At 46.0% G+C, this 24,277-nt stretch carries 30 protein-coding genes and 1 CRISPR repeat array; of the genes, 11 read left to right on the forward strand and 19 right to left on the reverse strand.

Annotated features, from left to right (window positions below; translation table 11 throughout):
• Positions 1 to 23 precede the first annotated feature (23 nt).
• The 4 genes from QXJ75_00585 to QXJ75_00600 form a co-directional block, all read right to left on the reverse strand.
• Complete coding sequence (locus QXJ75_00585) at positions 24 to 830, reverse strand: hypothetical protein (GenBank protein MEM3736578.1); 807 nt, start codon at positions 828 to 830, stop codon at positions 24 to 26.
• Between the two features lie 73 nt (positions 831 to 903).
• The gene (locus tag QXJ75_00590) at positions 904 to 1,554 is read right to left on the reverse strand and encodes a Snf7 family protein (GenBank protein MEM3736579.1); all 651 of its coding nucleotides are present in this window, start codon (positions 1,552 to 1,554) and stop codon (positions 904 to 906) included.
• 271 nt (positions 1,555 to 1,825) lie between these two features.
• Entirely contained in the window at positions 1,826 to 2,449 is a 624-nt protein-coding gene (locus QXJ75_00595; protein MEM3736580.1) for a hypothetical protein, read from the reverse strand.
• Position 2,450: 1 nt separating this feature from the next.
• Positions 2,451 to 3,023, reverse strand: coding sequence for a hypothetical protein (locus QXJ75_00600; GenBank protein ID MEM3736581.1), 573 nt, complete (start codon positions 3,021 to 3,023; stop codon positions 2,451 to 2,453).
• Positions 3,024 to 3,242: 219 nt separating this feature from the next.
• On the opposite strand from QXJ75_00600, the gene QXJ75_00605 reads away from it, so the two are divergent.
• Positions 3,243 to 3,419: a hypothetical protein gene (locus tag QXJ75_00605; GenBank protein MEM3736582.1), complete on the forward strand. Its 177-nt coding sequence runs from the start codon at positions 3,243 to 3,245 to the stop codon at positions 3,417 to 3,419.
• A gap of 62 nt (positions 3,420 to 3,481) precedes the next feature.
• Here QXJ75_00605 and QXJ75_00610 read toward each other — a convergent pair whose 3' ends face one another.
• A complete protein-coding gene (locus QXJ75_00610; protein ID MEM3736583.1) occupies positions 3,482 to 4,303 on the reverse strand; it encodes an ABC transporter ATP-binding protein in 822 nt (273 codons plus the stop codon).
• Positions 4,300 to 5,058: an ABC transporter permease subunit gene (locus tag QXJ75_00615; protein MEM3736584.1), complete on the reverse strand. Its 759-nt coding sequence runs from the start codon at positions 5,056 to 5,058 to the stop codon at positions 4,300 to 4,302. The genes QXJ75_00610 and QXJ75_00615 overlap by 4 nt, the downstream gene beginning before the upstream one ends.
• Positions 5,059 to 5,467: 409 nt before the next feature.
• On the opposite strand from QXJ75_00615, the gene QXJ75_00620 reads away from it, so the two are divergent.
• Complete coding sequence (locus QXJ75_00620) at positions 5,468 to 6,352, forward strand: hypothetical protein (protein MEM3736585.1); 885 nt, start codon at positions 5,468 to 5,470, stop codon at positions 6,350 to 6,352.
• Here the strand turns inward: QXJ75_00620 and QXJ75_00625 are convergent.
• Together QXJ75_00625 and cas6 are read right to left on the reverse strand one after the other, a co-directional pair.
• Positions 6,345 to 7,277, reverse strand: coding sequence for a carbohydrate kinase family protein (locus QXJ75_00625; protein MEM3736586.1), 933 nt, complete (start codon positions 7,275 to 7,277; stop codon positions 6,345 to 6,347). The two genes, QXJ75_00620 and QXJ75_00625, sit on opposite strands and share 8 nt — an antisense overlap.
• Before the next feature lie 133 nt (positions 7,278 to 7,410).
• Positions 7,411 to 7,758: direct repeats of the CRISPR family, unit length 37 nt; unit sequence CTTTCAATTCCCTTTGTTGGGATTTTCGCTATGCATC.
• 283 nt (positions 7,759 to 8,041) lie between these two features.
• Positions 8,042 to 8,839 carry a CRISPR system precrRNA processing endoribonuclease RAMP protein Cas6 gene (gene cas6, locus QXJ75_00630; GenBank protein ID MEM3736587.1) on the reverse strand — a complete coding sequence of 266 codons (798 nt, stop codon included), beginning with the start codon at positions 8,837 to 8,839 and terminating at the stop codon, positions 8,042 to 8,044.
• Between the two features lie 305 nt (positions 8,840 to 9,144).
• Between cas6 and QXJ75_00635 the strand changes: the two genes are divergently transcribed.
• The 4 genes from QXJ75_00635 to QXJ75_00650 all read left to right on the forward strand — a co-directional run bounded on the left by QXJ75_00635 (position 9,145) and on the right by QXJ75_00650 (position 11,204).
• A complete protein-coding gene (locus QXJ75_00635; protein MEM3736588.1) occupies positions 9,145 to 9,600 on the forward strand; it encodes a 50S ribosomal protein L15e in 456 nt (151 codons plus the stop codon).
• A 45-nt stretch (positions 9,601 to 9,645) separates the two neighbouring features.
• Positions 9,646 to 10,107, forward strand: a complete 462-nt coding sequence (locus QXJ75_00640; GenBank protein MEM3736589.1) for an RNA-binding domain-containing protein — start codon at positions 9,646 to 9,648, stop codon at positions 10,105 to 10,107.
• Between the two features lie 61 nt (positions 10,108 to 10,168).
• Positions 10,169 to 10,843 (forward strand): RNase P subunit p30 family protein, encoded by a 675-nt coding sequence (locus QXJ75_00645; GenBank protein ID MEM3736590.1) that lies wholly within the window; start codon positions 10,169 to 10,171, stop codon positions 10,841 to 10,843.
• Positions 10,830 to 11,204 carry an Rpp14/Pop5 family protein gene (locus QXJ75_00650; protein ID MEM3736591.1) on the forward strand — a complete coding sequence of 125 codons (375 nt, stop codon included), beginning with the start codon at positions 10,830 to 10,832 and terminating at the stop codon, positions 11,202 to 11,204. Before QXJ75_00645 ends, QXJ75_00650 begins: the two co-directional genes overlap by 14 nt.
• 180 nt (positions 11,205 to 11,384) lie before the next feature.
• Here the strand turns inward: QXJ75_00650 and rpiA are convergent, their stop codons facing one another.
• From rpiA to QXJ75_00665, 3 genes are all read right to left on the reverse strand, one after another.
• Positions 11,385 to 12,080, reverse strand: coding sequence for a ribose 5-phosphate isomerase A (gene rpiA, locus QXJ75_00655; GenBank protein ID MEM3736592.1), 696 nt, complete (start codon positions 12,078 to 12,080; stop codon positions 11,385 to 11,387).
• Positions 12,081 to 12,088: 8 nt separating this feature from the next.
• Positions 12,089 to 12,697 (reverse strand): hypothetical protein, encoded by a 609-nt coding sequence (locus QXJ75_00660; protein ID MEM3736593.1) that lies wholly within the window; start codon positions 12,695 to 12,697, stop codon positions 12,089 to 12,091.
• Positions 12,698 to 12,827: 130 nt separating this feature from the next.
• Complete coding sequence (locus QXJ75_00665) at positions 12,828 to 13,754, reverse strand: ComEC/Rec2 family competence protein (GenBank protein ID MEM3736594.1); 927 nt, start codon at positions 13,752 to 13,754, stop codon at positions 12,828 to 12,830.
• Positions 13,755 to 13,929: 175 nt separating this feature from the next.
• On the opposite strand from QXJ75_00665, the gene QXJ75_00670 reads away from it, so the two are divergent.
• A complete protein-coding gene (locus QXJ75_00670) occupies positions 13,930 to 14,466 on the forward strand; it encodes an HAD family hydrolase (GenBank protein MEM3736595.1) in 537 nt (178 codons plus the stop codon).
• A complete protein-coding gene (locus tag QXJ75_00675; protein MEM3736596.1) occupies positions 14,463 to 15,026 on the forward strand; it encodes an adenylyl-sulfate kinase in 564 nt (187 codons plus the stop codon). The genes QXJ75_00670 and QXJ75_00675 overlap by 4 nt, the downstream gene beginning before the upstream one ends.
• A gap of 31 nt (positions 15,027 to 15,057) precedes the next feature.
• Here the strand turns inward: QXJ75_00675 and QXJ75_00680 are convergent, their stop codons facing one another.
• The 3 genes from QXJ75_00680 to pyrI all read right to left on the reverse strand — a co-directional run bounded on the left by QXJ75_00680 (position 15,058) and on the right by pyrI (position 17,018).
• A complete protein-coding gene (locus tag QXJ75_00680) occupies positions 15,058 to 15,558 on the reverse strand; it encodes a metal-dependent hydrolase (protein MEM3736597.1) in 501 nt (166 codons plus the stop codon).
• 27 nt (positions 15,559 to 15,585) lie between these two features.
• Positions 15,586 to 16,470 (reverse strand): ornithine carbamoyltransferase, encoded by an 885-nt coding sequence (gene argF, locus QXJ75_00685; GenBank protein ID MEM3736598.1) that lies wholly within the window; start codon positions 16,468 to 16,470, stop codon positions 15,586 to 15,588.
• 83 nt (positions 16,471 to 16,553) lie between these two features.
• Entirely contained in the window at positions 16,554 to 17,018 is a 465-nt protein-coding gene (pyrI, locus tag QXJ75_00690) for an aspartate carbamoyltransferase regulatory subunit (GenBank protein MEM3736599.1), read from the reverse strand.
• A 70-nt stretch (positions 17,019 to 17,088) separates the two neighbouring features.
• On the opposite strand from pyrI, the gene pyrB reads away from it, so the two are divergent.
• On the forward strand, positions 17,089 to 18,009 hold the full coding sequence (gene pyrB, locus QXJ75_00695) for an aspartate carbamoyltransferase (GenBank protein ID MEM3736600.1): 921 nt from the start codon (positions 17,089 to 17,091) through the stop codon (positions 18,007 to 18,009).
• Between the two features lie 126 nt (positions 18,010 to 18,135).
• Here the strand turns inward: pyrB and argF (QXJ75_00700) are convergent, their stop codons facing one another.
• The 3 genes from argF (QXJ75_00700) to QXJ75_00710 all read right to left on the reverse strand — a co-directional run bounded on the left by argF (QXJ75_00700) (position 18,136) and on the right by QXJ75_00710 (position 20,449).
• Positions 18,136 to 19,113 carry an ornithine carbamoyltransferase gene (argF, locus tag QXJ75_00700; protein MEM3736601.1) on the reverse strand — a complete coding sequence of 326 codons (978 nt, stop codon included), beginning with the start codon at positions 19,111 to 19,113 and terminating at the stop codon, positions 18,136 to 18,138.
• A 91-nt stretch (positions 19,114 to 19,204) separates the two neighbouring features.
• Positions 19,205 to 19,786, reverse strand: a complete 582-nt coding sequence (locus QXJ75_00705) for an MBL fold metallo-hydrolase (protein MEM3736602.1) — start codon at positions 19,784 to 19,786, stop codon at positions 19,205 to 19,207.
• Between the two features lie 6 nt (positions 19,787 to 19,792).
• Positions 19,793 to 20,449, reverse strand: a complete 657-nt coding sequence (locus tag QXJ75_00710) for a hypothetical protein (GenBank protein ID MEM3736603.1) — start codon at positions 20,447 to 20,449, stop codon at positions 19,793 to 19,795.
• A 78-nt stretch (positions 20,450 to 20,527) separates the two neighbouring features.
• Here QXJ75_00710 and twy1 point away from each other — a divergent pair, with 78 nt between their 5' ends.
• Both twy1 and sepS read left to right on the forward strand, forming a co-directional pair.
• Positions 20,528 to 21,508: a 4-demethylwyosine synthase TYW1 gene (gene twy1 / locus QXJ75_00715; protein MEM3736604.1), complete on the forward strand. Its 981-nt coding sequence runs from the start codon at positions 20,528 to 20,530 to the stop codon at positions 21,506 to 21,508.
• A 33-nt stretch (positions 21,509 to 21,541) separates the two neighbouring features.
• Positions 21,542 to 23,221 (forward strand): O-phosphoserine--tRNA ligase, encoded by a 1,680-nt coding sequence (sepS, locus tag QXJ75_00720; protein ID MEM3736605.1) that lies wholly within the window; start codon positions 21,542 to 21,544, stop codon positions 23,219 to 23,221.
• 60 nt (positions 23,222 to 23,281) lie between these two features.
• Here the strand turns inward: sepS and QXJ75_00725 are convergent, their stop codons facing one another.
• Complete coding sequence (locus QXJ75_00725) at positions 23,282 to 23,530, reverse strand: Lrp/AsnC ligand binding domain-containing protein (protein ID MEM3736606.1); 249 nt, start codon at positions 23,528 to 23,530, stop codon at positions 23,282 to 23,284.
• A 161-nt stretch (positions 23,531 to 23,691) separates the two neighbouring features.
• Positions 23,692 to 24,075, reverse strand: coding sequence for a hypothetical protein (locus QXJ75_00730; GenBank protein MEM3736607.1), 384 nt, complete (start codon positions 24,073 to 24,075; stop codon positions 23,692 to 23,694).
• Positions 24,076 to 24,277 lie beyond the last annotated feature (202 nt).

Here is a 24,277-nt window from a genome sequence, read left to right on the forward strand (position 1 = left end):
TAATGATCTCAAAGTTGGCTATACTATTGGAGTATTATTTTTCCTTCCTCGCAGAGCCGGTTGATAGCGTTCTTCACGTCCTCGCTAGATACGCCGAGGTCTCGCGCGCATTTTTCGACGCTCATTTCGCCCCCACAGTCCTTGATGTATTTGTAGATCTGTTCCTCCAACTGCCCCTTAGGAATTGGAGCTGGCTTATATTCTGTGCCCCCTCCTTCGGTTAAAGCGATAGGAGCTTCAGCGGGTTTCTCAGCTGCCAATAGTTGCTGTGGGAGTTCTGGAAACTTCTCACCAATCTTCTCTTCCGCTATACTTGACGCCTCTTCTAGGACTTTCTTAGCCTCATCGGAAGTGGCTTCGATGATCACATCTCTAGAGGTTACCTCGCCAGTCTCTACCAAGGTGTCACTCAGCAGAGTGTTTATATCTTCAAGTTCACGTGAAACCTCTGGGACTACTCCTGCTAACTTTCCTTTAGTCTCCTTGACTATGCCGAGCACCGGAGACATCTGAACTAATAGATCGCCTACTTCCTCCACTGTTTGAAGCCTCAACAGAACTCTCTCCAATGCGAGTTCTGCAGATATCACTATCTTTGCAATCTTCCTGATCTCAACGCACTCATTGGCATAGATAGCTGCGTGAGTGTCGTCCTTGGATAATTTAGCGCCGATGCAACGTTCGAACATCTCCCTGTCTCTCTCCTGCAGTTTTGCAGACATCTGCTGAAGTTTAGTCATCTGCGTGTCGATCCTATACATGGCGTGCGCTATTTTCTCTTTAAGAGGAACACGAGAAATGTGCATTTTCTCTTCAACCCTTTCCTTCACAGTTTTCTTTCTTACCCCTCCAAATTTATCAAAAAAGCGAATTTTAACCACCACCCAAACTTGATCGGTGGCTTTACTTGGAGGTGAACTCCCTTTCCGAAGTAGCTGCTCTGTAGGCTGTTGGCAATTCTGGGAACTTCTCTTTAATGCGCTGTTCAGCTATGGTGCCAGCTTCATTCAAAATCCTTTTGGATTCCTCGTTTATGGTTGTAACATTGTAAGTGGATCCTGTAACGTCTCCAGCCTCAACGATCATCCCATTCATCATCTCACCTATCGCAGCGAGCTCATAAGAGACCTCAGGGATGACACCTGCCAATCTACCTTTCAACGCATGTATAACTCCAGATATTGGTGCCATCTCAACTATGACGTCCCCAAACTCCCTAACAGTCTCAAGTCTAAGTAGAACTCGCTCTATAGCCAGCTGGCTGAGAAGTAGAACCTTCGCCATTTTCCTAACTTCTGCGCACTCGTTTGCATACATTATTGCCCGTTGGGGGTCCTTGGACAGCTCCGCAGCTACACATTTATCGAAAAGCTCTTTGTCATGATTCTGCATTCTTTTGCTTGCCTGCTCAAGACGCTCTTGCAACAGTTTCAGTCGATAACTCGCCTGAGAAACTCTCTCCCTCAGAGGTATCTTGTGAACTTTGTCTTCTAACCTCTGGAACATTGAATCTCTAAGTTCTCTATCCCAATTTTTCACCAGGTTGTCTGACACATGTTTCTCCTCCGTTTTTTGTCTGCCACAAAAATCTTTGTTCTTGTCACAAATTTTTGCTACAATATATGGCGGAGCTAAAAATGTATTAAGTGTGTGGAAAAGGTCTAAGTAAAAAGAGGGTGATTGTTAAGAGTAAAATTTACAAAAATGACTCAAACACTATATAAAGAAATAGTGAAATAGGTTCGAAATTCTGCGCCCGCCCCAATCTTCCGGGATTAGCCGTTTTATATAGTGGGGTAGAACTTGATGTGTAATAGTAAACTTTTCACAACTTTTCAATTCCAAGCTCAATGTCGTCCAGTGGTGTGTGCCTTTTCAACTCCATAAGTATGATTCCCCGCCAGAACTCCTCTTTAATCGCCTTGTAGTTGAGCGCACTAAATACTCCCTTTAGAAACTTTGAGAAGAGTTCCGTACTTTCACGGGATTGGTTTGGCGCCACGCATCTTAAAGATATTGTACCGTCGTTATTAATTGAAAGGTTAGCTTCTGAGATGTTCCAAATGCACGCTTCTAACAGTTTCTTGAAGACGCCCAGAGCGTCGTTGAAACGGGTTGAGAGGTATTTACCATACCAGACACCGGAAAGATACCATCTTTCCTGTAGGGATTCTTTCTCTAGCGGGTATAATCTACTTATTAAATGGTCAAGAGTATCGGCAGGTGTAATTACAGCTCCTGCCTTCTTCATTATCTCTATTAACGAATAAAACTCAACAACTTCACTGAGTGAGAGCTTCAGTTCGTCAGCCCTAATCGCTTGCTCGAAAATCTCATTAACAAAACCGTATACCGACTTCCCGTCCTTATTTGCAATCTCAATTATCTTTTGGAGTAAATCTCCTCTCACAGCTATGAACTTCTTATCTTTCTTAGGTGTGAAATCCATTTTATTCTCCACGTTTAAAGTCGAGGGAGATGATTCCTCTCGAGATATTCCTACTAGAAAGTGTATAGCCGAACGAGTCCATGAAGCCGATCATGAACGCCGCCAGTAACGTGGTATTGGGTAAAGAGAGCCTCGAACCTATACATGTGACATTACCTCCATCCTTACTCCGAGTAATATTAACCTCGGATATATTCCACGGTAATGCCCGCATAGCCCTCTCAAGAGTCCCTAATGGGCTTTCGCTGGGGAGTCTTATTTTACAACATCTCCCAAACCACTGCCCAGTGCTACGCCACATCTCGTCTAGCACTTCCTTATCGTTTTCGAATCCTTTATCAAGGATGTAGTTCCAAAAATTTTCGGTTACTAGAATTAATCCAGCCTCCTTCGCCATTTTAAGGATCAGCTGACTATCTACCACCTCACGTAGACTTTGACCATTCTCCTCGCTTCTTATGAACTCTTCCAGAACTTCGTTAACCATGCCAAAGAGTGTCACATTCTTCTCTTGCGCAATTTTGCTTAACTTATCTACTAGGTCCTCTCTTGCGGCGAGAAATTTACGTCTCAAATTTTTTCACCACCATACGCCGCACATATGCTAACATTAAACAACTTTTGTGTACAAATAACCTACATTCTCATATTCAAAACCTTCGTTTGACTCGTCTATTTGAGAAAAAAATACTCCTCTCCCTGCTATGATGTAGAGCCAATTGGTGAACTAATACCTTGAATAACCCTCCAAACTGTTAGCAAATTTTTTATATGCTAGTAACGTTAAAGCTTCGTGGAAGTATTAACCAATAAAGTTCCCTTTAAGGAGCTTAGACGGTGCAAGTCCAAAGATAACAGATACTACCTTTCATGCCAAGATTGTTACGAGGAAGACTATAAGACCTATCTTATCTGCCTAGAACTTTCTAGGAAAGGTATAGAACCTTACGAGTTCTATGAGACATGGTGAGCGGCCCAGTTATGTTGCCAGATCTCGTCGCTCAGGGCGAATCTGACGATCAGGCATGAAAATTACTCCTCGATGTCTTCTATGGCGTGGTGTTCATGAATAGCTCTCAATCTATGCCGCATAATGGTGTTCTCAAGCTCTTCACGTAGTAGATTAAACAGGTTTTTCTGGCATCGAATAAAGTTGATATTCGACCTATTTCGCGGTCTCTTCAGATCTACATTAATCAAGTTTTTAACTCTCGCCGGCCTCGCGCTTAACACCACTATCCTATCGGCCAGTTCCACGGCTTCGGTGAGATTATGGGTGACTAGAATGAAGACTTTTCCTGTACTCTTCCAAAGTTCCACAACTTCACTCCTCAGGGTTTGAGCGGTGAATTCGTCTAGTGCGCTGAAGGGTTCATCCATTAACACGATCTCGGGGTCGACTGCCAATGCCCTAGCAAGCCCGACACGTTGTTTCATTCCACCGGACAGCTGTTTCGGGTAGCTGTACTCATACCCCTTGAGACCGACCAGTTCTATTAGTTCCTCGGCGATCCTTCGTCTCTCAGCTTTTGGGACGCCTCGAACTTCCAGGCCGTACTCTATGTTTTGCAGAGTATTCCTCCAAGGGAATAAGGCGAAAGACTGAAAGACCATACTGATCTTAGGATGTGGGTGGGTTATTCTCTCACCTCGTAGACGGATCTCACCTGATGTTGGTGCATCTAGCCCAGCCATCATCCTTAGGAGCGTCGATTTACCACACCCACTAGGGCCTATTACGCAGAAGAATTCCCGATCATGTACATGGAAGGAGACTCTGTCGAGGGTGGGGATGTTATGGTTGCCGAGTGGGTAAACTTTAGTTACATCAATAATCTCCAAGCAACGTGTCACTCGTGCCACCTCCTCACCTTTCCTTCAAGAGTCTGAAAAACAAATCTATCAACGGCTATAGCCAAAATGCCAATTACGAATATGCCTGCGAAGGCGTCTACGATTAAACCGTCACTTACTGCCAGATTTATGAACGAACCTATCCCAGCGACGCCTGCGAAGATCTCGATGGCCAATATGATCTCCCAGACATGGTCAAAGGCTAGCCGGACGCCTGTAATGGTCTGAGGTAGGGCCGCAGGTATGATAATCTTTCTTAGTACGTCCAACCTCCCTGTCCTGAAGATAGTGGCCACGTGGAAATAGTCGTGTGGGATGTCTTTGACTCCCTCCCTCACTGTGAAGTATAGTAGGAAGAATGAGCTGACCATCGCCATGAAGGTGGCGGCCAATCCGCCGGGGCCGAACCATAGGACGAAGAGGGGCAGTATGGCAAGATTTGGGAGAGCTCCAGCCATGAGGATTATTGGTGTTAAGGCTGAGTCTAGTTTATCTTTAAGTCCGGTGCAGATGGCAATGGGAACTGCGATGAATAGCCCTATGAGTATGCCGCTTGTTAAGTTTATGAAGCTGTAGAGTACGCGACATAGGAATGGAAGATTGAAGAGATCCAGTATTAGGATTGCGAATATGACGGATGGTGGGGGTACCTCCTGTGCTGGAATGATGCCGATTCTGACTGTAAGTTCCCATCCGAGAAGGATCAAGCTTAGAGGTATGGTGAATAGATATTTTTCAAATGTGAGCCTTCTCACAGTAGCTTTAGCCCTCCCTATTCCGAATTCAGACCGCTCCCTCTAGGATGGTCGAAACCTTGACCAACAAGCTTTCTTAAGAATCTGAAGGTGAGACTGGAAAACATAAGATTTTGGCTTCTTTACGGATCTAAACTTTAGATCGCGGCTACATTCAGCGTTTAAGCTGAATTTGTGTATTATACAAAAAATAGTTAAAATGTTCTCTGAGGAAGTAAAATAAAATACATGCCTATTGACAACGTTAAAAGCTTACAAACCTTCAACCAACGTATATCTACTTGCACCTTCCCATGCAAGATGACTGATCCCAAGCTCTGGCCACGACGTAAATCGAGGGATAGTAACTCTGGTCAATCAGGTCAGCTTCGAGATAAAAATCAAACAGCCTTTTAACCTAAATGAAACCATGCTGAGCGGCCAGACTAATGAGGCCATTTGGTGGAGGGACACGACTGGATTTAAAGATGTAGAGGTTTGGGCTGGTGTTCCTATAGTGATCGGCATCAACCAGAGGGGGCCAATTGACTGCCCTACCCTAGATGTACACATTACCAGCGAGGCGCGTCTAAAAGAGGATGTTACCGGATATGCAACCAAGTATGTGATCTCACTTTTTCGTCTAGGAGATGACTTAGGATTGTTCTATCGTGAGTTCAGCTCAGATCCTATAGCTGTCTCCTTCGCAACTTTACGCGGACTTCGCCCTATGAAGGCTACAAACCTGTTTGAGAGCCTGATTTGTTCAATATGTTCACAGAATACTTCGGTTGAGAGGTGGAACTCGATGGTAAGGTTCCTAAAAAGAAGGTGGGGTTGCAAATTCAAGGTCGGCTGCGGTGAGTTCTATTCGTTTCCTGAACCCCACGTTTTAGCCAAAGCTGAGAAGGGGGAACTTATTATTGGTGGTCTGGGTTATAGGGCTGATTATATACGTGAGGCATCCCTTGCAGTTGAAAGTAGCCGCATAGACTTGGAGGCTCTACGTGGTGTTGATTACTCAAAAGCATATCATAGATTGTTAGGGCTGAGGGGAGTCGGCCCGAAGGTTGCGAACTGCTTCTGCCTCTACGGATTGGGTTTCACTATGGCTGCCCCCGTAGATAGGTGGGTGGAGCGTGCGGTTGCGGAACTTTATTTTAACGGTTGCACTCCCGGGAGGAGTGTGGTGTGTGAGTTTATTCGGCGGAGGTTTGGTGATTGGGCCGGGTATGCGCAATTGTATCTATTCCATCATTGGCGATCTAAACGTGGGATGAATTACGCAGACTGCGGTAGCTCCTTTTCTAGTTGATAAATTTTCTCAAGCTAAGCTGTCTCGATCCTTCTTTGATTTTGAGAACATGATCTACTAGTTCATCTGGGTGGTTGAAGTGTATATCTTTTATCGCGTCGAAGCCCCAGTCTAGACATTTAAGTGCTGAAACTATGCATGCTGTTACAACGGACTTTGTCCAGTCTTTAGTTAGGGCATATGAGGCGACGAGTGCACCGCACCATGTATCCCCTGCGCCTGTAGTGTCCCGTGGTTTCATAGTTATACCACTGAGGGCAGGGATCAACTCGCTCCTACCATCTTCGGTTATTACAGCCCCCAGCTCACCTAGAGTTATGGCGATGCGTCTCCCTTTTATTCTGTGAGCGGCTGAGGATATGCTATGATCTTCCGCCAGTGCCATAGCTTCCTCCTCGTTTACAATGAAGAGGTCTACGTCATCTGCCAGATCTTTGAGGATTCGTCTATTCCTATGCGACTTCATATATTCTATACAGCTGTTAACGGAGATCCATGTGCTCGGTGAGATCTTCCTTATGCGCTCTACAAACTTCTGGACTTTTGGAGGGTGCATAGGGGAAAGGTGGACGTATTCATCTCCACAAAGCCAGCTTGGGGGAAGGTCTGCAACCCTGATCATTTTGCCCGATCCTAACTTAGAATCTAAATAGGTGGCTCTGAACTTTGCGTCATAAGTTATAGTGAATGATGTTGTAGGCAAGTTAACTCTCTTTATGAGGGAACTTGGTAGTGTTGAGTATATCTGGTGCACATAGTTAAAGTCCTTTCCTACCGATGAGATAACTCTGACTTTGTTAGATAGCGTCTTGGCGCCCATGGCCGCGTAGAGGGCAGCTCCGCCTACCTGTGTACGCTCACCCCACATGTTTCGAATTCTATCTAGTGAGATGTGACCTATGAACAGTAAGTTTGGTGTTGACATCGAACTCAACCGTCGTATCCATGATCTTAGGAGCGACTAAAAAGGTTTAAAGCCGTCGTAGTTAGGCGGGCATCTGGATCTTACAGCGCGATGGTATAGCTACCCAATTAGATGGGGGAGAATTTCGCATCATCTTTCAATTCCCTTTGTTGGGATTTTCGCTATGCATCCTTGCCAAAAAAATCACGCAAACATCTCATCACCGGTTTATCTTTCAATTCCCTTTGTTGGGATTTTCGCTATGCATCTACATGCGGCTTATTGTTCGTCAAAGCGAAAACCCAGCTTTCTTTCAATTCCCTTTGTTGGGATTTTCGCTATGCATCCTCACGGCTAACGGAGCCCTATAACTTGGACGTTCGCCAAACTTTCAATTCCCTTTGTTGGGATTTTCGCTATGCATCTAAACCCGAAGAGGCCCCGATTGAACTTATAAAAGCTAAACTTTCAATTCCCTTTGTTGGGATTTTCGCTATGCATCCCGACCTCAGACGCGGTTTATCCAGCAAAGATAACCCCAAGATGAGGGCAGCCGCGAAAGAGACACCGATTACCCTATAACCGCAAACCAACATATAAAGATAATCGAAAAACCAAAAAACCAGACTCAGTTTAATTCACTGCTCAAAGCTAAGCTTCAAAGCATATCTCTCCTCTAGGCTTTCAAAATTCACAAATGACGAGATAAAAAAAACATAAGCCACCCATCTTCCATTAGATGGAGAATAGGCGAGAGGGGTGGATAATTTAACCGTGAAACTTAGCTAACTCCTAGACGCAAACTTGGTTACCCCAAACCCCCCCGTTCTATTTCCTCCCACATTTGCGTATTCTGCAAATCTCGCCAGCATGCATGTGATCTTGTTCCACCAGCTTTCCTTATCCTTCAACTCATATGTTACCCAACCAACAAACCCTACCGCCTTCTTCTGCTTCATAACTGCCAACCTAGTCCACAGTTCATATTCACTTACGCCCACATTCTTATTCAGCCACTCCTTGTAGGCTAGGTATTCCCCCCTACCAAACCGCTTACAGTCACTAAACAAATTCCAAACCCGCATAAGCCCACAGAAAACCTTCACAGCGTCAGGAAACATCCAATGGAAACTGCTACCCAAACTGGCTAGATAGGTAGGTGTCCTAAAAACCAGACGGAGAGCGTCAGCTGCCGAAGCCTCCTTCTCTAACCCCTCATAACTCTTACAATTCACACTTATGGAGGCAATCCTGAAAGACGTATCAAAAACTAACACGCTACCCTGCTTCTCAAAAAACCGAAGGAGGTAATTCGCATACTCGTCTTTTAAAAATCTGAAATGAACCCGGCAAGGGGCTAGATTATCCATGAGATAACCCTTATCACACCGCGCCTTACTCTTAAACTGTAAAGGTGCAACAGAGTAGGGCTTGGCAACATTCAACTCATGCAGCAGCCCAGAAGCACTTGGATCCACCTGCCTCACAATATGCAACAATAAACCCCGCGCCACATGCCCCGTGAAAAACGGCAAAATAACCTCCTTCTCACCATAAATCTCCAAGCCAACCTCCACAGGCATGCCGAGTCAACTCCCCCTACTGGGATTCCCTCTAACACTCCCTAGTACTCTACACACAAATATCTATTAGAACTACCGTAAATGTGACTCTGACTTTCCAAAACGCCACATCAAATATTTATTAGCTTCTGGTTTAAAGGTGCCTCAACCAGCACATTAAAAGTACCTGAAGGCAACAGTGTCATCATAAACGTTAAACTGAAGCCACGATAACAAAATCTTTATCAAATCGAAGCAATGTCACCTAACGTTAACATTAAGTTAACGTGAGGGCGACCTCGAAACTAAGGAGAAGGGCACGATAGATGTACCGGCAAGTGGCCAAACTTTGGAAGAACCCTGAAAACACTGGGCTCGAAGAGGAACTCCGACGTAGAGCAATACATTGGCGGAGAGGCCCGACTGTAGTTCGCGTCGAACATGCCCTCCGACCAAACCGCGCCCACGCTCTAGGTTACAGAGCAAAGCAGGGCTACGTCATCGTAAGAGTTCGAGTTAGAAGAGGAGGGCTAAGGAAGCAGAGGCCTAGAATGGGGAGGAGACCGAAGAGAATGGGCGTAGTCCGCTACACCCCTGCGAAGAGCCTCAAGGAGATCGCTGAGGGGAGGGTTGCTAAGAGATACCCCAACCTCAAGGTTCTTAACAGCTACTGGATATGGGAGGATGGCAAATACAAATGGTACGAAGTAATTCTCGTAGATCCGCACCACCCCTCAATCAAGAGCGACCCGAAAATAAGCTGGATCGCCGCTAAGCCGTGACACTTATAGGGGGCCTCATTCTCGTACCCCCCAGACGTGAAGATCATGCCTGTTCGCAGCCTGCCACTAGCCTTCATCGAAGTTAGGGCAATAAGCCACGCTACAGAGAACCTTGAGAAAGTTATGACCGCTCTACAGAACGTAATATCTAGTGAGATTCTCGACGAGGTTCAAATCAGCCGAGAGCAGTTGGAAGGTCATTTCGGGAATCCAATAGTACTCATGAAGGCGAGAGTGAACAGAAAATCAGGAATAAGGAAAATGACTGAAGAACTTTTCAACAGGCTGCCACGGCAAGAACTTGAAAAATTATCCTCAGACCTAGAGCGGAGAATAGATGAAGATGGCAACTTCTACATTAGGCTTGATAAACAAGCGGCCTATCGAGGTGAAATAAGGCTCGGCGAATTCGATGTGATTCGTCTCCAATTCAAGTTCTCCCTCCCTAAAAGGCAACGGCAACAGGTGATAGAAGCCAGCCGGCAGCTAATCCTGCAGACAACTTAGAGGGGGCTCCTGTCTGTCTGCCAAATATGTAGATTTACATGTCAAACCTTCCGTCTCAAATTTGGCGGAAGTAAATGAACTCTTCAGGTGGGCGGGGCAACTCGGGTATTGTACCATTGGTATATCTCTCCCTCCCTGTACTCCGGAGGGCATCGTAAACAGATTCCATGCTCTGGCCAGAGAGCACGGGCTGGAGCCGGTGTCTCGAGTAGACCTGAAACCAGAAACGCCAAACGAATTACTCCAATCTCTGAGACGGCTGAGGCGAAAGTATGTGGTGGTGGCGGTAGAGTGTCGTACAAAACAGGTTGCACGTCAGGCTGCGAAAGACCATCGTGTAGACATCTTAAATTTTCCTTTCACGTACGAAAGGAGCTGGTTCGATATGGCTGAGGCGGAATTGGCTTCTTCATCTAACGCCAACCTAGAGATTAATATAGTCGAGATTCTGCAAGCTGATAATACAGGCTTACTCAAGATTTTTACCGAGTTGCGGAGACGCCTAACCATCGCTGAAAAGAGTAGAATAGGCATAGTAGTCTCCAGTGGGGCTGAGTCAGCTATAAACCTCAGAGGACCCCGAGATCTCATAGCCTTCATCAATCTCTTCGGCTTGAGCCTAGAGAGTTCAAAGGCAGCAGTCTCAAGCTACCCATTGGAGATCATCAAGAGGAATAAGGAGAAGCTCAGTCAATCCTTAGAGTTAGGAGTTAAACTTGTTAATGTGGGGTTGTAGGATGGTCAAGACTACTAGGAAGAGGTATATCCTATTCCAAACATACCCTGAAAGTAGCAGATTCACCACATGTAAAGTTCACAGAGCAGTTCAGAATAGTCTCTTACGCCTCTTCGGAGTCTATGGCCTTAGCCAAGTTAACCTCGCTTTACCCGTACACAGCGAGAATAAGTGTTTCGGCGTGTTGAGGTGCTCCCACAAACATGTGGGGCTAGTGAAAGCTGCCCTAGTCTTTATTAGAGAGATAGAGGGTAAACCAGTTGCCTTCCGAGTTATAAGAACATCAGGTACATTAAAATCCCTGATGGAGAAGCTCAAAGGCTCAACATCTTATCCGCTGGAGGCTACCAGCATACTCTGAAGATTACTCAATTCTACGGTAACCATAACTGAGATTGCTTCGTCAACAATTCAGGAAGAGGTCAGATCGTCGCGTGGTCTTCATGACGCCTTTAGGCGTTCAGGCTGGGACGACGTCATCATGCAGGGTTTGAAAGGATAACGTTCCATATTTACTTTTTGTGTATAAACCACCACACGTCTACGATTTCACTAACTTTTCGACGCTTCCATCCTTCTTCCCTACGTAGACCATATCCGCCATGCCTACAAAGAGCCCTGACTCAATCACTCCCGGTATCTTTTTAAATCTCTCCTCAAGCTCCTTCGGTCTTTTTATAAACCCGCAGTCTGCGTCAACTATAAAGTTTCCATTATCACTCACCACCGGGCCAGCCTTACCAACTCCCTCCCTCAACTTTAGAGTGTTGCAAAATTTTTTTAGTTCTTCAAAAACTGGTGCCCTAGCGAAAGGCAATATTTCTAGTGGGATTGGGTGGTTCAATCCAAGCGTCTCCACGAGTTTAGTCTCATCTGCAACTATGATATATTCTTTAGCAACGGAACCGACGATCTTCTCTCTGGTTAGAGCCGCGCCTCCACCTTTAATCAGATTTAAACTCTCGTCAATCTGGTCAGCCCCGTCTATGGCCAAATCTAACCTGGGGTGCTCATCTAAGGTTGTTATAGGTATGCGTTCTTGTATGGCTAAGAAGAATGCCTGATATGATGTTGGCACGCATAAAACCCTGATGCCCTCCTCCCTGATTCTCCTACCTATCTCGCGGATCGCATACTGCGCAGTAGTACCGGTGCCCAAACCTAGAACGTAGCCGTCCCTTACGTGCTTTACAGCCTCCTCAGCCGCTCTCCTCTTGGCTTCCTCTAGCCAACTCAAACTGAAAGTTAGACCTCCATCTCAATCTGTTCAAGCTTTTCAAGCTGTTTCTGGAGATCCTGTCTCAACTTCTCCAGCGTCTCGTCAGCCTTGGTCTTTCTCGGCGTTGGGGGGGTCTTCTCAGCTACTTTAGGTTTCTCCTCCTTATCTGGAACCGGGGTTGAGGCAGGTTTGATCTCGGCCACACTTTTGGTGATAGATTGGGTGATACCTAAGTCTCGTCTTATGTCTTCTATCTTCGCATTTAGTTCGGCGATCTTGTCTTGGAACATTTTTAATAGCTCAGCACGGCTTTCCTCAAGTTCATATAGTCCTATCACCCTTTGGCTATGATTCATCGTCAACTCTAACTTTGTTATGATCTCTTTGTATTTTGCAGCAAGCCGGTCTCTCTCCTCTTCCGTTATTTTACCTTCCGCCGCGGCCTCGTAGAGGCGTGTGAGGGCATCTCCTATGATTTCTCTCTCGACGCTGGAGATTCTAAATTCACTCTTGAACTTGTCAAGCTCTTCAGGTTTAATGGTTCTCTCAATCTTAGGGTAGGGAATTGACGAAACTTGCGGGGGCGTCGGAGCCTCTTTATCCGCCTCCTTCTTTTTCCTCCCCCAAAAAGGCATATTAATCAATCCATAGCGTCTAGCTAGATAAATGTAAGCTTATTCAAGATTTAAAATTTAAACTATTCTGCTATCCTAAAGGTTGCGTGGCCAATTTAATGTAGAAGACAGACGCAAATTGTGGTAATAACTAGGCGGTTGGCGTTTCAACTAATACAGTGTAACCTGCTCCATCGGTTGAGATGACGATGCTACCGTTCAAATCCGTCCTGTATACGTGAACACCCTTGGTTGCGAGCTTTATAAGGGTCTCCTGGTGCGGGTGTCCATAAATGTTTCCTTTGCCGACACTTATGACGGCAACCTCTGGGCTTACTGCTTCAATGAACTCTAAACTAGTTGATGTTCGACTACCGTGGTGGCTTACTTTCAGAATCTCACCATCAATGTCTAATCCTGCCCTGATGATGCTCTGTTCACCAGAGGCTTCAATGTCACCTGTTAGGATGAATGTAACATTACCCACATCCACCCTAAGCACAATGCTGTTATTGTTACTATCTTTAAACTCTAAGGGCTGCGTCGGGGCGAGGACAGTCATTACCGTGATATTGTCCAATTGAACACCATCCCCCCTCTCCGCGACCCTGAGTGCTCTCTGTCTTGCCAGTTTAATGTAGTCGCGGTAGCTTTGGGTATCCGCCACATCGCCATTATCAAGCACGCTGGTGACATTTAAAACAGTCATTACGGCGACGAGTCCACCTATGTGGTCTGTGTGTGGATGTGTTCCAACTACTAGGTCGATCTTGGTTATATTTAGGCTTATAAGGTAGTTTACAACAGCTTTCCCAGCCGATCTGCCCCCACCGTCGACGAGAACATCTTTACCGTTTGTGTCGATGAAAATGGCGTCGCCTTGCCCTACGTCCATAAAGTGTACCGTAACGTTACTAACTACACCCGCTAGGTGTCTGGTAGGAGTCGAGACGATGCCTGGTGTCAAAGTTTGAGGGCTTTCCAGGTTTGAGGGAGGCACGAAGCCTAAGGCACCCACGATAACGATCAAAACCAGAACGCCAACAACTGTGAGACCAATTTTCCTAAGTAAACTCAAATAAGATCACCAACGTAGCCGCAGCATTTTGTTTCGAGAGGCATCACTGGTTTAGTGTAACCTCGTCGTGGTGAACTCTATGTGTGCGGCATGCCGTAGTAAGTTAATCATGGTCGCCCTTTCACGAACACTAACCAGCAGGTAAAATAATTTTCCAGGATGAAGTTTATAAATTTTGAATGTAAGAAGAAAGAGGAGACATGTATTAATTCCGATGTTACGTGAAATGGACACTATTAAAGGGATCCTTTTCGATTTAGGTGGTACCCTCATCAAAGAGGGGGGCTGTGAGCTACTTGGCGATGTAGTCTTCACTCTCAACCAACTTAAGTCGAATTATAAATTGGGTGTAGTATCCAATACGGATACCAAGACTGAAGAGGACGTTAGAAGAATTCTAAGGAAGCTTGGGATAGAAGACTACTTTGACACAGTTGTTGTGTCAAAGGATATAGGCTACCGTAAGCCTGATGTACGGATATTCTCTATCGCATTAGAGAGGTTGAGGCTAAAACCTGAAGAAGCCCTGATGGTGGGCAATAGGACGGATGTTGACATTAAAGGTGGAAAGGCTCTGGGCATGATGACAGTTCTCATCGATTGGAATAATGAACCACGCAAGGAACCCCTCCCCGCCGAAGAGAACCCCACCTACACAATAAACTCGATAGATGAACTCCTTAAGATCCTACAGGCTGGGCGCAGGCTTTGAGGAAGTATCGTTCAGGGTGGGCTGTGTGGATAACAGGGCTTCCTGGCTCTGGCAAGTCCACCATAGCGCGTCTCCTCGCAAAGAAGCTCGCTAACAAGGGGATTTTAACCCAGATCCTGTCTTCAGATATGCTACGCAGAAGCCTCACCCCGAGGCTGGGGTATACAGAGAAAGAGAGAGACCAAGTCTATAGTGCACTCATATTCACCGCCAAACTTCTTACACAGAATGGCATAAACGTAATCATAGATGCGACTGGAAACCGGAGGAGGTATAGAGACAAAGCAAGGAAAGAGATCGGCAACTTCCTTGAGGCATATCTAAAATGTCCACTTGAACTCTGCATTGAGAGGGAGAAAAGGAGGAGGAAACTCTTAGGCGCACCGAGAGGGATCTACAAGAAAGGTTTAAACAAGCTGAGTAGTACTGTGCCTGGTTTAGGTGCCCCATACGAGCATCCCCTCAACCCAGAAGTAACCGTGAATACTGATCAACTAAGTTGCAAGGATTCTGCGAACAAAATCCTTGAAGCCGTAGTGTCAAAGTTTGGACTGGAATAATTACGCTCTGCCATACGGCGCATGCCACAGTCTATATAGATGCTAGAATATTTAGAAAGATCGCAGGTTGATAGGAGATAAGAAATGTAAAGACTCCTAACACAAAAAAAGTGGCATTCATAACCTTATTTGAAGCCTTGAATAAACCTAGAGCCACCTCTCTATTTGAGAACGGGTAAAGAGGTTTGAACGGGCTATATGTGAGGAGATCTCCCAATAAATGGCTCACAGTCCCACCGAAGCCAGCAATAAATCCCATCAGTAACCCTAAAGGCTCGTAAGCGTATCTGAGCAGGATGCCGAGAAAGGCGCCTAGAACAATGCCGAACAGAAGGGTGTGCGTAATGCCTCTATGCTTAATTTCAAAGTGAAGATCAATATCTGGGGTTATAGAAAATATTGCCATCAAAATTCCAGTCATAAGAACATAACTCATGTCAGCACCCGTAAATTTAAAAGTGAACATGAAAGGAGAATATATAAGAAAAGATATGCCAGCGTGCCCTTCTTTATACAAGGGGTAAACCCTCAACTCGCGCTTCTCAACTTCTAAGGAAGCCTAAAGCCCAGCCAAAAGTTTCAGAAGCAGTGCCTTCTGCGTGTGGAGCCTATTCTCTGCCTCCTCGAAAACCCAGCTTTGAGGCGAGTCCAATACTTCTGAAGTTATCTCCAGCCCTCTCTGAGCTGGTAGGCAGTGGAGGATTATACAGTCCCTCTTCGCAAGAGATAGAAGTTGGGAGTTAAGCTGATAAGGCTTGAAGACTTTGAGACGTTCCTCCCTCTCAGCCTCCTTACCCAGTGAGACCCAGGAATCCGTAACTAACACATCAGCGTTCCTCGCCGCTTCAGTTGCGTCACGAACTATTGTGGCTCCAGTCTTGATGCTAGGTTCATATCCCTTAGGCGTAGCGACGACCATTTCCATCCCTAACATCTCTGCACCTTGGATTAGAGAATTGCACACATTTGTCCCATCTCCAACCCAACCAACTTTAATCCCAGAGAATCGCCCCTTCGCCTCGAAGATAGTGAGCAGGTCGGCTAGGGCTTGGCAGGGATGATGTAGATCATCCATACCGTTTATGACCGGCTTCTCACAACCCTCGGCTATCTTCTCTATCTGGTCATGGGTGAAAACTCTGGCCATAACCGCGTCGCAGTATCTGCCAAGGTTTTTCGCCTCATCGCGGATGTCCCCCTTAACGAAGTTTGTATCGCTCCAGTGGAGGTAGATGGCGTGGCCGCCAAGCTGCGTCATCCCGACCTCGAACGAGACTCTGGTCCGTGTAGACGTCTTCGCGAATAGCATGGCAAGAGTCTTCCCTTTAAGCTCATCAGAGAGGGGTCTACTCTTCAACTCCCTTGAAAAATTAAGGAGTTCAATCAACTCCGCTTTACTTAGGTCGGCTAATGTGAGGAAATCTCTCCCCCTTAGACTGCCCATACAATCCCCCTATAATCCTGTTGCAATTGTAGGTAGTATTTAAGTCGCCAGCTTAAATCAAGTTTACCATAATTTAGTTAAGTCTAGAACTGCGACAAGATCATCTCCTTCTCCACAAGGTTGCCGCAATAATAACATTTTAGCAGCGGGGGATCCTCCCTCTGGACTATGAAGGTTGTCTTGACAGGCTCCCGACTGTTTGTGATACACGTAGGGTTCGGGCATTTCAAGATCTCTTTGATAATACGTGGAATCCTCACTTCCTTCTTGTCAACTACCTCATAGTCTCGTATAATGTTTATGGTAGCTCTAGGAGCTAGTAAGGCTATTTTGTCGACCTCGCTTTGGCTTAACTCCCTGCCTTCGATCTTCACAATGTCTTTTTTACCCAACTTCTCACTCGGAGCATTCATAAGGAGACTCACAACAACTCCCTCACGCCCTTTAACTCCTAGGATTCGCAGGACGGCGAGGGCATTCCCCGCGGTTATGTGGTCTATGACGGTTCCGTCGCGAATCTTCTTTACCCTCAGTTCACCTTCCGCCATAACTGACCACTCTACTAAAGCCTATGATATATATCCCAGCTCAGATGATTTATGCTATTTGGTGACTACGTTGGACTTCAGCGGTAGGGACATAGTCTCTATAAAGGACTTCTCGAGGGAGGAGATCGATTATATCTTGAAGGTTTCGGGGGAGATGGAGCATACCTCCAAGACTAGTTTAAAAATGTTAGCTGGAAAGATCATGGGTACCCTCTTCTTCGAACCGAGCACCCGAACGAGGTTAAGCTTCGAGACCGCTATGAAGAGGCTTGGGGGGGACGTTATAGGATTCGCAGAGCCAGCTACCAGTGCGGTCCAGAAGGGAGAAACATTAGCCGATACCATCCGTGTGGTGGAGAACTATCTTGACGTTATAGTCTTAAGGCACCCCTTGGAAGGTTCAGCCAGACTTGCAGCTGACTATGCCTCAGTTCCAGTGATAAATGCAGGTGCTGGTGCTGAGGAGCATCCAACTCAAGCTCTACTAGACCTTTACACAATATATAAGGAGCTAGGCAAGATCGATGGGTTGAATATAGGCTTGCTGGGTGATCTCAGATACGGTCGTACAGTTCACTCATTAGCCTATGCTCTCTCACTCTACAATGTAAACCTCTACCTTATTTCTCCTGCGGAGTTAGGAATGCGGAGAGAAGTTTTGGAAGCAGTTCGTGGCAAATTCAAAATCATAGAGGAGAGCCAAAAGCTTGAGGATTTCTTACCCGTACTCGATGTGCTCTACGTTACACGCATACAGAAGGAAAGGTTCCCAGACCAAGCCGAATACGAGAAGGTCAGGGGAGCATATAAGATCACACCAGCCACCCTAAAGGGCTCCAAAGATTCACTCATCATAATGCACCCACTTCCAAGGGTTGATGAGATCCACCCAGATGTGGACTATACGAGGCATGCGGTCTATTTTAGGCAAGTTCGGAGTGGGCTCGTGACTAGGATGGCACTTTTAGCGATGGTTTTGGGAGCCATATAGTGAGAGTGGGGGTTGTTAAAGCAGCGGCAAACGCTACCTCCTAATACAAGGTTTGACCGCCAACTCAAGCAAATCTAGAAAGTTGTCTCATGGAGAAAAAAAGGGAAAGTAGGTCTAGTATTAGACCTAAGCACCCAAGAGCGTTACCATTATGCCCTTTTGGACATGAAGCCTATTCTCAGCCTGCTGGTAGATGCGGCAGTTGGGGTGGTCGAACATGTCAGCTGTTATCTCGTTACCCTTGTAGGCTGGCAGGCAGTGCATGATTATTGTGTCCGGCTTTGCGTGTTTGAGTAGCGCCGCGTTGACTTGGTAAGGCATGAAGACCTTCTTTATGGCTTCTTGAGCTGCCTTCTCTTCAGGCTTGTCCATCGCGATCCATGTATCAGTATAGATTACATCCGCATTTTTCACAGCCTTAATCGGGTCGTGTTCAATCTTTAACTCAGCGCCGGTCTTCTTGGCGTGTTCCTTGGCTACATCCCAGTACTTTGGTAGAGGATACCCGAGACTATCTGGAATTTGGCCTTTGACCTTATCGTAGTCTGGGCAACATAGTATAAAGTTCATTCCCATCATAGTGGCTGCAACGGCATTGTCTTGTGCGGTGTTCCCTTGCCCATCGCCCATATAGGCCATAGTCAGACCCTTCAGTTTCCCTTTATGTTCTAAAACCGTGTACATGTCTGTTAGCGCCTGCATTGGGTGAGCCTCATCTGACATCATGTTAAGTACTGGGACAGTTGAATACTTGCATAGACCCTCTATGGTCTTGTGAGAGTAGACACGAGCTGCTATCAGGTCGCACATGCTGCTAAGGACATTCGCTTGATCGCGTACATCCTCCCCGAAGATAATGTCCGCCGCCTCTTTCGGATATGCCTTAAGCATTAACATATGACCGCCTAGTTGCGCCATGCCTACCTCGAAAGAGACTCTTGTTCGAAGCGATGGTCTCTCCCAGACCGTTGCCAAAGTCTTCTCTCTTAGTAAAGGTGGTCTCTGTCCCTTCTTCAACCCGTCTTTGAGCTCTTTCGTCCTTGCATAATACTTGTCCACTTCCTCTTTTGTCACGTCAAGCATCGATCCAATGTGTTTGACCATATCGTACATCCTCCATTTAGTATGGTAACATGGATTTAGCGGGCTACAGCTTATAATTCTTTCGGTAAACGAGGATTTTACTACAGAATCTTCAACGTTTATGTCGGTTTTTGTCTACTTTAAACATGCCGCCGTGTCCAGGGATGATGAAGTCCGCGACCTGGATAATCTCTTCACGTTTCTTCCTGAGAGAGGCATGGTCGAAGATGAACGGAGGTTCATCTCTCTGGTTACTCCAGAATAAGTCCCCTACTATTGCCACCACACCAGCTTCTCCATCAACAATCACGCTACAATCATCATTGGAACAGTGACCAGGCGTGGGGATAATCTTGACCTTATCGGTTAGAAGAAACTCACCGCTGTAGAAAGTATACGAGCTTCCCTTGAAAGATTCAACCCCATCCACAAAGGTTGCACCACTGAAGAGGCACATATTCCCCACATGGTCAGGATGATAATGAGTTATTACGACGTAGTCTATGTCCTCCGGCGCCAACTCTTCCCCCTCCAGAAGCCGTACGATTTCACAACCTTCACCTGGGCCGCCAGTATCCACCAGAATATACTTGCCCCCATCACTTAAGAGAGAGACTGTACACATTGCCTCGCAACCATCGCCCCCTTTAAGGAACTTAAACCAGCCAGTTCGAAGAACCTTAACTTCAACCAACTTGGTCTACCTGCCAGCGTAGCTTAAAATCTCAAGTAGAGATTCGACGGTCTGGCTGAAGAATAGTTTCACGTTTAGCCTCAACTCTGCTTGTTTATTCTTGAAGGGTTTTTGACTTTCAACGCTATCCGGCCTGTTTACTATGCAGACGAACTTATCTATGTCGCTTCGCCCTGAGAGTTTACAATGCTCCAAACCTTTTGGATCATCGTCAACCACTATGGTTGGTTTGTACTCTGTTTTACTGAGCAGATCCGCCTTGGTAACTTTCCTCTTAAAGGGCTTATACATGAAATCCACACCGGTATGGAGAGGTATGCCGTAACCTGTGGTGGCATCAATCCTATCGACCTGTAACCCCTCCCTCTTTAGAATCTCCCCAACTGTGTATGGGTCCTCGGAAGTCCATATAACTCTCTTAAAGCCCCTACGCTTAAGCTCCTCCATAACCTCCTTCGTTCTAGCAGTGCGGAGGGCACTCTCCGGGTCTGTTAGGACTCTCCTCGTATATTCCTTGTCCAACAAAATAGACTTTTCAGGGTCCACGCAGTCTTCAGTTATGGAGGTAGCTCTGACAGCGTCTTCCAAGTGCCTCCTAAAGTCATAGGTACCAACTAGAGTTCCGACGAAGTCGAAGTAAACAGCGGGGATCATTGCTCTCATTAATATAGTTGGTGATAATGATATTTTAGCCTTCTTAGGTGAAATGCTCATAAGGCTCAGCTCTACTCAAAATAGTGTATGAGTGGGGTTGAGTTACAGACGCGCCAGTTGGTGGAGGGTGATTACCTCTCAAATATTCTGAAGCGTGAGAAGTACCAGTTGATAGGATCACACTCAGCTGTGAAGAAGTGCAGGTGGCTCCACGAGAGCCTTGTTAACAAGCGGCCATGTTACAAGCAGAAATTCTATGGGATATCTAGCCACCGATGCGTTCAGATGACCCCTACCCTCTACAACTGTACACTACGCTGTCTCTTCTGTTGGAGGCTCCAACCTAGCGATTTGGGTTTGGAGTTTGATGAAACTAGATTGGATATGCCGGATGAACCATCATTCATAGTCGAGAAAGCTATTGAGGCGCAGCGGCGCATTCTCTCAGGGTATAAAACACATAAGAAGATCGACCCAGAAAGATATGGTGAAGCGTTAAATCCTAAACATGCAGCCATAAGCCTATCCGGCGAGCCGACCTTATACCAGTCCTTAGGCGACCTTCTCCGAGAGTTCCACCGCAGAGGTATGACAACGTTCCTTGTAACTAATGGGACTCAACCTAAAGCTCTAGCGAGGCTCTCCCATGAGCCAAGTCAGCTTTACCTCTCACTCTACGCATATGATGAGAGCGTCTTTGAGAGAATCTGCAGACCGCAAGTAACTGATGGGTGGAAGAATATAAAAGAATCTTTAGATCTCCTCAGAAGTTTCAAGTGCCCCACAGTAATACGCCTAACTCTTGTGCGTGGGCTGAACCTTCAAAAGCCGGACGGGTATGCAAAGCTTATCTTAAAGGGTTGTAGCACCTATGTGGAGGCTAAATCATATATGTATGTGGGTTTCTCCAGGCGGAGGCTTAGGTTCGAGAATATGCCAACTCACGAAGAGATTCTCTCATTCTCACGGGAGCTGAGTAGGCTGACGGGTTATAAGTTAATAGACGAATCAGTTGAGAGTAGAGTCGTCCTCCTAAGCAGTATGGATAAACCGAAGAAACTAGGTTAGCTCACTGTAACCCCAATAATTACGGTAGTTGGAGTGAAAGCTTTTAGAGAGTTCTTTAAAACCTCTGAGGCGAAGTCTAAGTATCAGAGGTGGAGACAGTCCAAGGTAAGCAACATGGTTGAATTCGATGTTAAAGCTATAAAGGCTAAAGCAAAGAAAAATTATGAGGACGCCTGGCTCGAGACTAAGGGGCTCCTAGCAAAAAGAGGAAGATCCATCTTCTGGAATAGGACGCAGGGGAGAACTCATCCAGTCTCAGACATGATCTGGAAGCTCAGACAGATCATCCTATCCTACGGCTTCGATGAGATTATAAACCCTGAGATAGTTGAAGAGTCAGAAGTCTACAGGCAATACGGGCCTGAAGCGCCGGTAATTTTAGACCGCTGCTTCTATCTGGCAGGTCTTCCTAGACCTGAACTAGGGCTTGGCGGGGGGAAGCTCCAGAAGATAAAGGAAGTAATCCCAAACCTCACCGAGAATGAGACAGAGGAGCTGAAGCGGATCTTCAGAGCTTACAAGGAGGGAAAGATTGGTGGGGAAGACCTTGTCGAAGAGATAGTCACAAAGCTAAGGGTTAAGACAGAGCAGGCAACAGCTGTATTGGCACTTTTCCCTGAGCTGATGAAGCTGCGACCTTTGCCCACAAGACTTGTTCTCCGCTCACATATGACAGCCCTCTGGTTCCCCGTATTATCTCGTCTTCAAAACGTTGAGGTGTTGCCCATAAAGAAGTTCTCAATTGGGGTCAAGTATCGAAGAGAGCAGAAACTTGACCCGTTTCACCTCTATGCCTCATCTGTCGCATCCCTAGTGGTTATGAATGACGAGATAACTTTAGAGGATGGGGAGGAGCTGACAAAGGCTATCCTCCTCGAGTTAGGTTTTAAGGACGCCAAGTTTGTTGTCAAGAAAGCAACCGGCAAATACTACGCCCCTCAAATGGAGGAGGAAGTCTTCATAAAATTTAAAGATCAATGGGTCGAGGTGGGGGACATGGGGCTCTACTCGCCAGTCTCCTTAGCTAACTATGATATCAAGTATCCCGTATTCAATGTCGGCCTCGGCGTTGAAAGGATCACCATGATTATGCACTGTGTCAACGACATTAGGGAGTTGATGTATCCTCACTTCTACCTCAAAAAAGAATACGAGGACACAGAGTTAGCGCAGATGATTCAGGTCGCCGAGAAGCCATCAACCGTTGAGGGTGAAAAAATATTAGAAGCCATCATAAATACCGCCATACAAAAAGCAGATGAGCCTAGCCCTTGCGAATTCCTCGCCTATAAAGGTGAAATGGCAGGGAAGAAACTTGAAGTCTTTGTATACGAGCCGGATAATGGCGCAAAGTTGCTTGGGCCCGCAGCCCTAAATACCATCTACGTCTATAACGGTAACATCTTGGGAATTCCGAAGGCAGGGATGGATAACATCCCAATAATCCGGGAGGCTAGAGTGAGAGGAGTCTCGACTGGGATAAGATATGTTGATGGAGTGGCTTCCCTGGCAGTCGCGAAGATAGAAAGGGCGGTAAAGGACGACCAACCACTTGAGATCAACCTCCGCGTCAAGATGGTCAAACTTCCGAGCGACGTAAATCTTAAAATTAACGAGATTGCTGAGCAGTATATAACTGCCGAGCACAAAAAGATAATGGTTAAAGGGCCAGCTTTCATAGGGATCAAGGCTAAGCTGACGCCGAAGCAATGAAATTTGGCAGTTTATCTGTGGCTATCATGAACGGTGGCCGATAGCTGAGAGGACTTTAGGCTACTTAGTTTCGGAGGAGCTGGACGTTACTACCATGGTCAAGGTTGACCGAATGTTGCGCATTTGCCTTATCTTTGAGAAGATATACTCTTTGAGTTTATCTAGAGATTCAGCCTCAACCTTTACAATTATGTCGTAAATCCCATAGACCACATATACTTCTTTAACGTTTGAGAGTTTCTTCAACTCTTCAACAACTTCCTCCTCGGATCCTAACTCTGCGTTTATAAGAACAAACGCAAGTGGCAAACTGTAAGGCACCTCAAAACATGATGAGGGAATCATATATATCTCTGTTTCGGTTCCAACTTCTAGCGAACAATTATTCTAACGAATCAGTTGAGTGGAATTCCCTCACCTCTATCAATTGGGCCAGGGCTATTTGTCATCAAAGGCGAGGCTATCCAAGATTATAAGATTAACAGTAGGATCATTCCAAGTAGCCAGAGAAGGATCACTAGGAACTTTCTGCGTATGACCAACTTGGATTTGATTGATTTGGAGGTTTTAGCGACCTTAATCGGCGCCGCCGATATGGTTGCTTCATCGTAAACTGTGTTTCTGTCTAGTGAAGTTACCTTGACGGATGTTACTCCTAACGGAATAGCTCTCTTTGTGAAGCCTTGTTCTGCAGCCAACCATTCTAACTCCTGCACGAGCTTGTCGCCTCTATAAAACTGGATTAGCACGCCAACCCTTTCAGTTGTATTGTTCCGTATGGAGACGCCAGAAGTCATCGCCTGCACTATCTCTATCTTCTTAGGCTGTACCGTATCATCACTTGACGTACTCACGAACTCCTCACCGAAGATATTAGAACTTATGATTTCCCTATCAAATAATTAACACTTTCCAGACTTAATTCTTACCTTGGAGCTTGCTGAGGTTGAAGAGCCTGAGTGATTAAATCGCATATAGGCGTGAGGTATGAAGGTCTCCAATAAAATTGGCTGAAAATAACTCCAGCGTAGCGTACGCATTAATAATATATACTTG

The sequence above is a fragment of the Candidatus Bathyarchaeia archaeon genome, from assembly GCA_038883335.1.
Lineage (GTDB): Archaea > Thermoproteota > Bathyarchaeia > Hecatellales > Hecatellaceae > JAVZMI01.